We start from the raw sequence: 12894 nt of genomic DNA on the forward strand, positions 1-12894 counted from the left end.
CCGCCGGTCGCCCCCGATCCCCTGACGAGGTTCCAGGCGTACCGTGCTGCCGGGTATCAATAATCGACATCCCAGTCGACGACAATCCGCTTGCCTGGCAGGTCGACTTCCCGCAGGTACGCATCGACGAACGGGATCAGCCGTTCGCGCTCGACCGTCTGGCCGTTGGCTTCCTGCGAGTCATACGCCACCCGCAAGACCGAATGCGCACCGTTGTCCATCAGGTCGCAAACCCGGCCCAACGCCGTCCCGGCCGGATTCACCACCGCCAGGCCGAGTAAGTCGACCCAGTAATACTCGCCGTCAGGCAGCGCCGGAAAGTCCGCGCGGCGTACCAGCACCGCGGTTCCCTTCAACGCCAATGCCGCATCGCGATCGTCGCAACCAGCGATCGAAACCGCGACCGCACCGCTGTGCACCTTGGCACCCCGCACCGCCGTACGTCGCGGCGCCGACTCGCGTGGACCGCGCAACCACCAATATTTGGCGTTCAACATCGCGGCGTCGCCATCAGCGGCGCCAGCGTGCGGGAAAACCTTGACCTGACCGCGTACCCCGTACGCCTGGCCAATCACCCCTACCTCGATGAGGTCGTTCGGGAGAACAACCGGCTCAACGGGCACCGCATCGGCCTGTGCGACAACCTCGACATCGGCCTCGCGATGCTCATCGGCGGCCTTTTCCGTCGCCCGCCCCTTTGGGGCGCGCGGGCGGAAAGCGCCGAAGCCCGGCGCATTCGATCCTGACGACGTCAAACCTGCTCGCCTTTAAGCTGCTGCCGGCGCTGCCGCGACGGTCGCCTTGGCGGCTTCCTTCGCCAGACGCGCGACTGCGGGCGACAACTGTGCGCCGGTACCAACCCAGTACGTCAGGCGATCTTGCGCGATACGCAAGGTTTCGCCCTTTTGCGCGACCGGATTGTAGAAACCGATACGCTCGATGAAACGGCCATCGCGGCGATTACGCGAATCGGTCGCAACGATGTTGTAAAACGGGCGCTTCTTCGCGCCACCGCGGGACAGGCGGATGATGACCATACTGAATTCCTAGAAATCTGGTGTGTGTGCAGCGTGAAACACGCGATTATAGCGGGAATTTCGCTAGCTACCAAACACTTAGTGTGATGTCGGCGCTGTCGGGCCAGGTCGCGACCGCCGCCGCCAGCCTGCATGGCACCGTACGATTGGCGTCGTCACAACGAAATGTTGCGGCGGTGACACATGTCTCATGGCGATTCCGGCGATCCGCGGCATCAGTCGCCGATCCCCACTGACCAGGCGGAACGCGCCGGCCGAACGACCGATGCCGTACCGAGGACTTGCGAAAAATACTGTATACCCATACAGTATTCAAAAGGCCGCGACATATTGCTGGCGCATTGTTTCATGCCTTTCAACACGGAAGCGCTGCGACCAGCCTGGGACATGCCGCCGACCACTGGTATCCCAGGGTGGCATCGCGTTATCACGTACCGGCGCCTTACCATCACCGATATATCAGACATGCCTCATCGCCCCGCGCATATGACGCCGCCCCGCTCAAATGCCATCCGGTACGACACCGAGGCGGGCCGGGAGACGGCCGAAGACGATATCGGTCGCGCCGTACCGACTGGGCGCGCGAATGCGGCTCACGCCATTGCGTCGCATCGCGGCACGGGGGGCACGCCTTTCCATCCAGACAGAGGCAACACGATAGCGCGTGGGCGAGGCGCCGTCAGTAACCCGGTGCCGCGATTTCAGGGTTGGTCACGCGAGGCGGATGCGCACTGTCGGCACGATGACGAGGGTCGTCCGTGGGACGCGGCCGAAGGCGGCATCGACGACGACGCTGCCCATGACACCCGGTTGGCGCACGTTTCGTCAACCGACCATCATGACCGCGGTGGTGCACCACAGGACGGTGACAATGACATCAAGCATGTTCGCGACACCGCAAATGCTTCTCGTGAAAAGCCGATGATCCGGTTGCACACGATGGTGACCACGGAAACGGCGCGCACCATCATCGCCCGCAACACCTCTCCCGACGTGCCATTCGATCGCTCACTGAATGCCTATCGTGGTTGCGAGCACGGCTGTGTCTACTGTTTCGCCCGCCCCACGCACGCCTACCTCGATTTGTCACCGGGCATCGACTTCGAAACCAAGCTCTACGTGAAAACGAACGCGGTCGAGAAACTACGCGAAGCCTTCGATAAGCCCGGCTATCGCGCCGATGTGCTGGCGCTCGGGGCCAACACCGACCCCTATCAACCGATCGAGCGCACCTACCGCATCACGCGCGAAGTACTGGCGCTGGCCGAGGCTTATCGGCATCCCATCGCGATCACGACGAAATCCGCATTGGTGGTTCGAGACGCCGACATTCTCGAGCGGATGGCGCGACAGGGACTGGTGCGGGTGTTTATGTCCGTAGGCACGCTTGACGCGGAGATTGCGCGGAAACTCGAACCACGCGCCAGCACGCCGTCACGTCGCATCGAGGCCATTCGCCAGTTGCACGCGCGTGGCATTCCCTGCGGTGTCGTGGTGGCGCCGGTGATTCCCGCGCTGACCGATTTCGATGTCGAACATGTCATCCAGGAGGCGGCGCGTGCCGGTGCGCAGCATGCCGGCTATGTCATGTTGCGGCTGCCACTGGAAGTGCGGGATCTGTTTATCGCCTGGCTTGAAACGCACTACCCGGATCGTCGTCGACACGTATTGAGTCTCATCGAGCAGATGCGCGACGGACGGCATAACGATGCGACCTTCGGTCAGCGAATGCGTGGTACCGGGTTGTTCGCCGAACTACTGGCCCAACGTTTCAATATGGCTTGCCGTCGCCATGGTGTGAATGTGTCGCGGCCACCGTTGCGCTGTGATCTGTTTGCCGGCAGTCCCGCACGACTCGACGCACTGGCACGGCAGGAAAAACACCAGCGCCCTATCCGAAAGCAAACGCAAGCAAACGCGACCGCGATCGCCCCGTTGGTCCATCCTCAGATGAACCTGTTTTGAAGACACCGTGCAGGCGATCCGGCGCTTACTCGGATCGCTCGGCGATGGGAATGACAAGCGTCTCCTTGACCTCTTCCATCACGACATAGCTCTTTGATTGCGTCGCGCCCGGCAGTTGCAGCAATACATTGCCGAGTATCTTCCGGTAATCGGCCATTTCGCCTATGCGCGCTTTGATCAGGTAGTCGAAATCGCCGGACACCAGGTGGCATTCGAGCACTTCCGGCACCTTCATCACCTCGCGCCGGAACTTCTCGAACATATTGCCGTTCTTGTGGTCCAACGTGATCTCGACGAACACCAGTAGCGACGCACCGAGTTGCGCCGGGTCCACGCGCGCGAAGTAACCAATGATCACGCCATCGCGCTCCATCCGCTTGACGCGTTCGATACACGGCGTGATCGACAGTCCGACCTGCTCCGCCAGGTCCTTCATAGCCATGCGCCCGTCTTCCTGCAGCAACGTCAGAATACGTCGATCGATCCGATCGAGTGTACGAACGGCTTTATGTTGGGTACGCATGGGCGGTGTCGGAATGCGAAGAGCGGGAATGCGCGAATAATTGCTGAAAACCGGCAACTATTCAATAACAAAATCCGTGAATCTAGAAATAGTATAGCGACAATTACTAATGAATCGCCATGCCCCTCGACGTCCGCAGGGCATGCGGAAGATCTCCAACGGATGCCGCGATGAAAATCATCGTTCTTGGCGCGGGTGTCATCGGGACAACCAGCGCGTACTACCTGGCCCGCGCCGGCCACGACGTCACGGTCATCGACCGTCAACCCGGCCCGGCGCTGGAAACCAGTTTCGCCAATGCCGGTCAGATTTCCCCAGGCTATGCGTCCCCTTGGGCGGCGCCCGGCGTGCCACTGAAGGCGATTAAATGGATGTTCGCCAAGCATCCGCCACTGACCATCCGCCCGGACGGTACCGCCGCCCAATTGCGCTGGATGTGGCACATGCTGACGCAGTGCACGGCCGATCGTTACGCCGTGAACAAAGGCCGCATGGTCCGCCTGGCGGAGTACAGCCGGGACTGCATCCGCGCATTGCGTGACGAGACGGGAATCCAGTACGAGGGTCGCCAGGGCGGCACGTTGCAGTTGTTCCGCACACAGGCGCAGTTCGACGGTGCGGCGAAAGACATTCAAGTCTTGCGCGACGCGGGTGTCCCTTTCGAATTGCTCGAAGGCACCGCACTGGCGCAAGCCGAACCTGCGTTAGCGGCGGCCATCGGCAAGTTGACGGGCGGCTTGCGTTTGCCAAAAGATGAAACAGGCGATTGCCAGTTATTCACGACCCGCCTTGCCAGCATGTGCGAAGCGCACGGCGTGACGTTTCGCTATGACACACCCATCGAGGCCCTGGCGCTCGCCGGCGATACGGCGATCGGCGTGCAATGCGGGAACGAACTGGTGCGTGCCGACAAGATCGTCGTGGCGCTGGGCGCGTTTTCCACCGGCTTCATGCGTGGTCTCGTCAACGTGCCGGTGTATCCGCTGAAAGGCTATTCGATCACCGTGCCGATCACCAACGCCGCGCACGCGCCGGTATCGACGGTGCTGGACGAAACCTACAAAATCGCCATCACCCGTTTCGACGACCGTATCCGGGTAGGTGGCATGGCGGAGATTGTCGGTTATGACCGCACGTTGCGGCCGGCACGGCGCGCCACGCTGGAGATGTGCGTGAACGACCTGTTCCCCGGCGCCGGCAATACCGCTGAAGCCAGTTTCTGGACAGGTTTGCGGCCCATGACGCCGGACGGTACCCCCATCGTCGGCGCGACACCGGTACGCAACCTCTTCCTGAACACCGGACACGGGACGCTCGGATGGACGATGTCGTGCGGCTCGGCACAATTGCTCGCCGACCTGATCAGCGGGAAAACGCCGGAAATCGCCTCCGACGACCTCTCGATCTTCCGTTACTTGCGCGAACCCGCCCCACCGCGTCCCCGGCCTGCTTTCGCCTGACGTCTTTCGCCGGCGGCCTGGGCAGCCCTTCGCGACGGACCGCGGCAGGACACGGGCTTCGATCCGGTTTTCGCCTGGTCGATCAAAGCCAGTCGTCCGGCAAAGCGTAGATACCTTGATCGCCTCGCGTACTGACGATGGCGATCCGCCACGCGGATGTCCGGGGCATGACCTGTTCGGCAAAGCAACGCGCCAGCGCGCGCTTCGTCTCGGCAAATGCCGGCCCCACGTCGAACGCCAGCGGCGCGTCCCGTCCTGTATCTGACTTCTCGGCACCGTCCATGAAGCCATCGTCGAGGCCCGCGGCAAGCAATGCGGCACGCGCCAATTGCCATCCCGACAATGTCACGCCCGCGAGTTGCAGATAAGCGACGCTTCCCGCATAGGCGGCGGCAGGATCCGTCTGCGCGGCATTGACGATGAATTCGACAACGGCGGCATAGGCGTCGCGTGCCTGCGACAACTGCGCGGCAATCGACGACCACGCCGCGGCGGCCGCACCGGCATCGCGGCCGCCGGCAGCATGCAGCGCCGTAATGCAAGCATCGATGCACGACAGCCAGTGCCCGGCCGCGGCGCCCTCGTCCCGTACGGTCTTCCGGCCAACGAGGTCGTTTGCCTGGATTGCGGTGGTTCCTTCATAAATCGGCAGAATGCGGGCATCTCGCAGATATTGCGCAGCGCCCGTCTCCTCGATAAAACCCATCCCACCGTGTACCTGGATACCAATATTGGCCACCTCCACGGCCATCTCGGTGGACCAGCCCTTGATGATCGGCACCAGATAATCGTATTGCACCTGCGCGGCCTGACGCACGCCCGCATCAGGATTATGCTCGGCGTGGTCGCCTCGGCTGGCGGCAAACACCGCCAATGCACGCGCCGCTTCGGTCATCGCGCGCATGGTCGCCACGCTGCGTCGCACATCCGGGTGCGCGATGATGGTCCGCTGCGTGGCGGCTGCGTGGCGCGTATCGGTCGCCGCGGCGCGCGAATCCGGCGCAGCCGCCTTCGACGCATCATCGGCGGGTGTCTCCACCGGCTGCCCCTGTACGCGCTGCATTGCATACGCGCGCGCCGCCTGTGTCGCGCGGTCAGCCAGGCCGATGCCCTGCACCCCTACGCCAAACCGGGCCGCGTTCATCATGATGAACATCGTCTGCAACCCGTGGTTCGGCTTGCCCAGCATTTCCCCCCATGCACCGCCGTGATCACCAAACTGCAGCACTGCCGTCGGGCTGCCGTGAATGCCGAGCTTATGCTCGATTGACACGCAACGCACATCGTTACGCACACCATCGCCGAGTGCCATGGCACTGGCCGGTTCCGCGTTGATCACCGCTTCGTCCGCGGTAAGCAGGAACTTGGGCACGAGAAAAAGCGATAAGCCTTTCACGCCGGGCGGAGCATCGGGAAGGCGCGCCAACACGAGATGGACGATGTTCTCGGCCATGTCATGGTCACCGTACGTGATAAAGATTTTCGTACCGAACAGTCGATAACTACCATCTTCCCGCGGCTCGGCACGGGTCCGCACTCGCGCCAGGTCGGAGCCGGCCTGCGGCTCGGTCAGGTTCATCGTACCCGCCCAGGTACCCGCCACCAGCGGCGGCAAATAGCGCGCCTGCTGATCTTCGCTGCCGGCCGCCAGCAACGCTTCGATTGCCCCGTCGGTCAACAGCGGACACAAGGCAAATGACAGGTTTGCGGCGTTCCACATCTCAAGGCAAGCGGTGGCAAGCACGCGCGGCATGCCTTGGCCACCAAATTTCTCCGGATGACGCAGGCCCTGCCAGCCGCTTTCCGAAAATTGCGTAAACGCCTCACTGAATCCAGGCGACACCTTGACGCGATCACCCTGAACAACGGGTGGTGTGCGATCACCGACGGTATTCAACGGCGCCAATACGCCATTGGCGAAACGCGCCGCCTCGTCCAACACCGCGGCGGCGGTATCCGGCGTAGCTTCCCCGAATCCCGGCAAGCGGGCAATGCGTTCCAGGCCGCCCACACGCGTCATCAGGAACAACATTTCTTCTACCGGCGCCTGATACTCCATGCTTCGTCTCCTTCAAAAATAAAAAAAGGGACCCATACGGGCCCCTTCGTCTTTTTATTGTTGTTGTCCGTGGTGACGGCCCAGCCACACCCGAACCACCATCGTCGACGTTACAGCGCCTTGACCAAGGCCGGTACCGCTTCGAACAAATCGGCGGTCAGACCGTAGTCGGCCACGCCAAAAATCGGCGCTTCCGGGTCTTTGTTGATCGCGACGATCACCTTCGAATCCTTCATCCCGGCCAAATGCTGGATCGCACCGGAGATGCCCACGGCAACATACAACTGCGGCGCGACGATCTTCCCGGTCTGGCCCACCTGCGAGTCGTTCGGTGCAAAACCCGAGTCCACCGCCGCACGCGATGCGCCCAGTGCCGCGCCCAACTTGTCGGCCAATGGTTCCAGCACGCTATGGTAGTTCTCGGCGCTGCCCATCCCCCGGCCACCCGACACGACGATCTGCGCCGATGTCAGTTCCGGGCGCTCAAGCTTCGTCAACTCACGGCCAACGAATTGCGACACGCCGGCATCACCGCCGGCGGCGATGTTTTCCACCGTGGCGGTACCACCGTCCGCTGCGGCCGCGTCGAAGCCAGTACCACGGACCGTAATGACCTTGACCGCATCAGCAACCTGCACCGTCGCGATAGCCGCGCCGGCGTAAATCGGGCGCTCGAACGTATCGGCGCTGACAACCGCCGTGATGTCAGACACCTGTGCCACGTCCAGCTTCGCGGCGATACGCGGCCCGATGTTCTTGCCATACGCCGTGGCCGGCAGCACGATATGCGAATACGCCCCGGCAATGCCCAGCACCGTCTTCTCGACGTTTTCGGCAAGGCCGTCCTTTAGCGAGGTATCGTCGGCCAACAGCACCTTCGCCACCCCGGCAATCTTCGCCGCCGCATCGGCCGCAGCGCGCGCATCGGCACCCGCCACCAGCAGATGGATATCGCCACCGCCGGCCTGTGCGATCTGCTGTGCCGCCGTCATGGCGTTCAGCGTCGCGCTTTTAATGTCACGATTGTCGTGTTCCGCGATCAACAGAATCGTCATGATTACAACACCTTCGCTTCGTTCTTCAGTTTATCGACCAACGCGGCGACGTCGGGTACCGTGACCCCGGCCTTGCGTTGCGGCGGCTCGGATACCTTCAGCGTCTTCAGGCGCGGCGCGACATCCACGCCCAGCGCATCCGGTGTCACCGTCTCGAGCGGCTTCTTCTTCGCCTTCATGATGTTGGGCAAGGTGACGTAGCGCGGCTCGTTCAAGCGCAGGTCCGTCGTCACCACCGCCGGCAGTGACAGCGACAGCGTTTCCGCGCCACCGTCCACTTCCCGCGCGACCGTCACGCGACCATCGGCCACGGTGACCTTCGACGCGAACGTCGCCTGCGGCAGGTTCGCCAGCGCCGCCAGCATCTGGCCGGTCTGGTTCGAATCGTCATCGATCGCCTGCTTGCCCAGAATCACCAACTGCGGCTGTTCCTTGTCGACCAGCGCCTTCAGGATCTTGGCGACAGCCAGCGGCTGCAATTCCTCGGTCGATTCCACCAGGATCGCGCGGTCCGCGCCGATCGCCAACGCGGTGCGCAGCGTTTCTTGCGACTGGGTCACACCACACGACACGGCGACGATCTCGGTAACCACGCCGGCTTCCTTCAATCGAACCGCTTCCTCGATGGCAATTTCGTCGAATGGATTCATCGACATCTTCACATTGGCAATGTCGACACCCGTGCCATCGGACTTCACACGCACCTTGACGTTGTAGTCGACCACGCGCTTGACGGGCACCAAGATTTTCATGCAGACGCTCCTCGGCTCAGAACAATCACGAACGATCGTTCTATTCTATATGGGAAAACTTCGAAAATTCTACCGCCGTCACTGATACTGCACTCTAGTGAGGGGATTTACTACGGAATAAGACTGCCGCACCCATCGGGCGATCACCGGTCACGGTCACACATCCCACGGCGGAAACCCACACCAGGCGGGCTTTCCAGTGCTATTCGCGACATTACCACGCGGTGATGACCGAGCCCTTGAACGTGGTTGTCACGAATTGTTTCACTTCCGGCGACCGGTAAGCCTTTACCAACTTCGCGACCCACGGCTTATCCTTGTCCTGCGCGCGCACGACTAGCACGTTCGCATACGGGCCGGTTGGCGGGTCCAGCTCGATCGCATCCCTTGCCGGCGACAAGCCTGCTTCCAGCGCGAAGTTTGTGTTGATCGCGGCAATATCCACGTCATCCAGCGAATGCGGGATCTGCGCGGCGTCCAATTCAACGAATTTCAGCTTTTTCGGATTCTCGGCGACATCGATCGATGTCGCGGACAGGCCCGCCCCCGCACGCAGCTTGATCAGTCCCGCCTTTTGCAGCAGCAGGTAGGCCCGACCACCGTTGGTCGGATCATTCGGCAAGGCGACGCGCGCGCCCGACTTCAACTCGGAGAGCGACTTGATCTTGCGCGAATAAATGCCCATCGGAAAATTAATCGTCTGCGCCACGCTGACCAGCTTGTAACCGCGGTCGCGTACTTGCGCGTCCAGGTACGGCTGGTGCTGATAGCTGTTTGCATCGATATCACCGGCCGCCAGCGCCGCGTTCGGCTGTACGTAATCGCTGAATTCGATGATCTTCAGATTCAAGCCTTCATGGGCGGCTACTTTCTTGACCTGCTCCATGATCTGCGCGTGTGGTCCCGCCGTGACACCAATTTTAATGGTCTCATCAGCTGCCATGGCGTGCAGTGCGGCGGTGGACAATGCCATCGCTGAAACAGTGGTCGCGATCAACTTGCAGAGAGAACGGCGTTGCATGGGCGGTTTGCCTCGTATGGGTAATGGATTACTTATGGCTCAAGCGGCGCACCAGCCAGTCACCGGCGGACTGCACCAGTTGCACGAAGACGATCAGAATCAGCACCACCGCCACCATCACGTCCGGCTGGAAGCGTTGATAGCCATAGCGGATACCCAGGTCACCGAGCCCTCCCCCCCCAATCGCGCCGGCCATCGCGGAATAGCCCACCAGGCTGACGAAGGTGATCGTCAGACCCGCGATCACGCCAGGCCAGGCCTCAGGTAACAGCACCTTTGTCACGATCTGCCAGTTGGATGCCCCCATCGACTGTGCCGCCTCGATCAGGCCCCGGTCGACTTCACGCAATGCCGTCTCCACCAGACGCGCGACAAAAGGCGCCGCCGCGATCGTCAACGGCACGATGGCCGCCGCGGTCCCGATCGATGTCCCGACGATCAGGCGCGTGAACGGGATCACCGCCACCAGCAGGATGATGAATGGCGTACTGCGAACGGCATTGACGATGACACCGAGCACGCCATTGACAGCGGCATTCGACAACACACCCTGGCGGTCGGTCAGATACAGCACAATGCCGATGGGCACGCCCACCGCGGCACCGATCACGCCGGAAATACCGACCATGAACAACGTTTCCCAGAACGACGAGAGGAACAGGTCATACATTTGGCTAAGCATGCGACAACTCCTCGACGATCACGCCGCGTGTCCGCAGCGACGCCATCGCTTCGGCCACGGTTCCCGGTGCACCGCTGGCCAGCACCGCCAGCGAACCGAATGCCTGGCCCTGGATCTCGGCGACCTGACCGTGCAGGATCGTGATATCGATCGCGAAGCGACGAATGTTTTCCGAAATCACAGGCTCACCCACGCCGTCGCCGGAAAAAGCCAGGCGGAACAGGTGATCGCGACCCGCCACCAGTTTTTCGCCGATACGTGCCTTCAGTCCCGGCGGCAGTTCTTGCGCAATCACGTCTCCGATCATCGCGCGTGTGACTTCGTGGTGCGGCTGCAGGAACACGTCGATGACCCGGCCGCTCTCCACGACGCGGCCCGCGTCGAGTACGGCGACGCGGTCGCAGATATGCCGGATCACTTCCATCTGGTGCGTGATCAGGACAATGGTCAGTCCCAGTTCCTTGTTGATCTTGCGCAGCAGGTCGAGAATCGAGCGCGTCGTCTCGGGATCGAGCGCAGACGTCGCCTCATCACAAAGCAGCACCTTCGGTTGACTCGCCAACGCGCGCGCAATGCCCACGCGCTGCTTCTGACCACCACTGATCCGTGAGGGATAGCGGTCGCGATGACCGTTCAGCCCGACCAGTTCGAGCAACGGCGTGACCGTCTTTTCGATTTGCGCTTTCGAGATGCCGGCCAATTCCAGCGGCAGTGCCACATTCCCGTAGACGGTTCGCGAGGACAGCAGGTTGAAATGCTGGAAGATCATGCCGATGTCGCGACGCGCGGCACGTAACGCATCCGGCGACAACGCAGTCAAGTCACGCCCGGCAACGACGACCCGTCCTTCGGTGGGCCGTGTCAGCAGGTTCATCGTCCGCACCAACGTGCTCTTGCCGGCACCGCTGCGGCCGATGATGCCGAACACTTCGCCGGCTGCAATCTTCAGGTTGATGGCGCGCAACGCCTCCACCGGGCCTTTTGAGCCGGGAAAGCGTTGCGTCAAGTCCGATATGTCGATCATGAAACGGTCTGTTGGCGACACCGGCAAGGCTTCACGCACCGCGTGCCACCCGGCGTGGCACCGGAGCGTATTGGTGCATGGGGTTGGTGTCATGCAGGATTGGCACAGGCGGCGGCAGGGACCGACGAAGTCCATGCCAGCCTGTAAAAGACCCGCATTCTACCTTGCGCAAACCTGACCGATCAGAAACGTTCGCCATCAGCATATAAGCAAAAACTATGAACCGAGACAATTTGACGCTGCAATCCGGACCTTATCGGCGGGCCATACCCCGGGAACCCGTCTATAGATTGGCCATTGCCCTGAGATGAGCGACCACGCTACGCCCCAACGCCGAAAAAGCATAGCCACCCTCGAGCACGCTCACGATGCGGCCGGCAGCATATTGCATGGCGATGTCGCGGACTTTTTCGGTCACCCAGGCGTAGTCGGCCTCCACCAGCGCCAGCCCGCCCATCTCATCCTCCCGATGGGCATCGAAACCGGCGGAGACAAACACCATTTCCGGTGCAAAAGCCTGCAGTCTGGGCAGCCAGTGCGTCTGCACGGCGTCACGGAACGCCGCCCCATCGGCGCCGGCGGACAACGGCGCGTTGACGATGTTCGAGGCCGGTCCGGGCACGCCGCAGTGAGGATAGAAAGGATGCCGGAAGGTACTGCACATCAACACGCGGTCGTCGCCGGCAAAGATCGACTCGGTGCCGTTGCCGTGGTGCACATCGAAATCGATGATGGCGACCCGTTGCAAACCTCGTTCCGCCAATGCGTGGAGTACGGCAACGGCCACGTTATTGATCAGACAAAACCCCATCGCCTGATTGCGGGTGGCGTGGTGTCCTGGTGGGCGGACGCTGCAAAAGGCGTTGTCGAACCGGCCATCGAGGACCGCATCGGTCGCGGCCACCGCCGCGCCCGCCGCCCGAAGCGCGGCCTGCCAGGAACCCGGACTGACGACGGTATCGCCATCCAGGTAGGCGAACGTCCCATCCATGGCGGACCGAGGTGACGTTTTCCGTGCGCCGTCCCCTGCTGCCGCCGATGATGGCCCCTGCGGCGTGGCCGACAGCGATGCCACGCACGCGGCAATCCGATCGAGATAGTCGGCGTCGTGGGCGCGCAGCAAGCTGGCGCGATCCGCAAGCGGTGCGCTTTGCGGCAGCCACCACGCGTCGAGCCGTGCCGCGATGACCTGGTCATCGATTGCATGCAGCCGTTCCGGACATTCGGGGTGTCCGGCATCCGTCTGGTGCCGGAGGCAGTCGCGATGCGAAAAGAAAGCGCTGGGCATTGCGGTCTCCAGGGGGCGCGGCCGGTCC

12 protein-coding genes are annotated in these 12894 nt (G+C 62.2%); 2 read left to right on the forward strand and 10 right to left on the reverse strand.

From position 1 onward, the window contains the following. Positions 1-56 precede the first annotated feature (56 nt). Both rimM and rpsP read right to left on the reverse strand, forming a co-directional pair. A complete protein-coding gene (rimM, locus tag SJQ66_RS26025) occupies positions 57-755 on the reverse strand; it encodes a ribosome maturation factor RimM (protein ID WP_320534722.1) in 699 nt (232 codons plus the stop codon). A 12-nt stretch (positions 756-767) separates the two neighbouring features. After that, complete coding sequence (rpsP, locus tag SJQ66_RS26030; protein ID WP_024901608.1) at positions 768-1037, reverse strand: 30S ribosomal protein S16; 270 nt, start codon at positions 1035-1037, stop codon at positions 768-770. 348 nt (positions 1038-1385) lie between these two features. Between rpsP and SJQ66_RS26035 the strand changes: the two genes are divergently transcribed. Next, a complete protein-coding gene (locus SJQ66_RS26035; RefSeq protein WP_320534723.1) occupies positions 1386-3002 on the forward strand; it encodes a PA0069 family radical SAM protein in 1617 nt (538 codons plus the stop codon). 25 nt (positions 3003-3027) lie between these two features. On the opposite strand, the gene SJQ66_RS26040 is transcribed toward SJQ66_RS26035, so the two are convergent. Further along, the gene (locus tag SJQ66_RS26040; protein WP_024901610.1) at positions 3028-3525 is read right to left on the reverse strand and encodes an Lrp/AsnC ligand binding domain-containing protein; all 498 of its coding nucleotides are present in this window, start codon (positions 3523-3525) and stop codon (positions 3028-3030) included. A gap of 170 nt (positions 3526-3695) precedes the next feature. Between SJQ66_RS26040 and SJQ66_RS26045 the strand changes: the two genes are divergently transcribed. Then, positions 3696-4985: a D-amino acid dehydrogenase gene (locus SJQ66_RS26045; RefSeq protein ID WP_046153519.1), complete on the forward strand. Its 1290-nt coding sequence runs from the start codon at positions 3696-3698 to the stop codon at positions 4983-4985. Positions 4986-5067: 82 nt separating this feature from the next. On the opposite strand, the gene SJQ66_RS26050 is transcribed toward SJQ66_RS26045, so the two are convergent. The 7 genes from SJQ66_RS26050 to SJQ66_RS26080 form a co-directional block, all read right to left on the reverse strand. Further along, positions 5068-7044, reverse strand: a complete 1977-nt coding sequence (locus tag SJQ66_RS26050) for an acyl-CoA dehydrogenase (protein WP_024901612.1) — start codon at positions 7042-7044, stop codon at positions 5068-5070. Positions 7045-7154: 110 nt separating this feature from the next. Beyond that, positions 7155-8099 carry an electron transfer flavoprotein subunit alpha/FixB family protein gene (locus SJQ66_RS26055; protein ID WP_320534724.1) on the reverse strand — a complete coding sequence of 315 codons (945 nt, stop codon included), beginning with the start codon at positions 8097-8099 and terminating at the stop codon, positions 7155-7157. A 2-nt stretch (positions 8100-8101) separates the two neighbouring features. Then, positions 8102-8851: an electron transfer flavoprotein subunit beta/FixA family protein gene (locus tag SJQ66_RS26060; RefSeq protein WP_024901614.1), complete on the reverse strand. Its 750-nt coding sequence runs from the start codon at positions 8849-8851 to the stop codon at positions 8102-8104. Positions 8852-9065: 214 nt separating this feature from the next. Further along, positions 9066-9872, reverse strand: coding sequence for a MetQ/NlpA family ABC transporter substrate-binding protein (locus SJQ66_RS26065; RefSeq protein WP_024901615.1), 807 nt, complete (start codon positions 9870-9872; stop codon positions 9066-9068). 28 nt (positions 9873-9900) lie between these two features. After that, entirely contained in the window at positions 9901-10554 is a 654-nt protein-coding gene (locus tag SJQ66_RS26070; RefSeq protein ID WP_024901616.1) for a methionine ABC transporter permease, read from the reverse strand. Continuing rightward, on the reverse strand, positions 10547-11578 hold the full coding sequence (locus tag SJQ66_RS26075; RefSeq protein WP_320535379.1) for a methionine ABC transporter ATP-binding protein: 1032 nt from the start codon (positions 11576-11578) through the stop codon (positions 10547-10549). The genes SJQ66_RS26070 and SJQ66_RS26075 overlap by 8 nt, the downstream gene beginning before the upstream one ends. A 283-nt stretch (positions 11579-11861) precedes the next feature. Next, a complete protein-coding gene (locus tag SJQ66_RS26080; protein WP_320534725.1) occupies positions 11862-12866 on the reverse strand; it encodes a histone deacetylase family protein in 1005 nt (334 codons plus the stop codon). Between the last annotated feature and the right edge of the window lie 28 nt (positions 12867-12894).

It is taken from the genome of Robbsia andropogonis, from assembly GCF_034047095.1.
GTDB lineage: Bacteria > Pseudomonadota > Gammaproteobacteria > Burkholderiales > Burkholderiaceae > Robbsia > Robbsia andropogonis.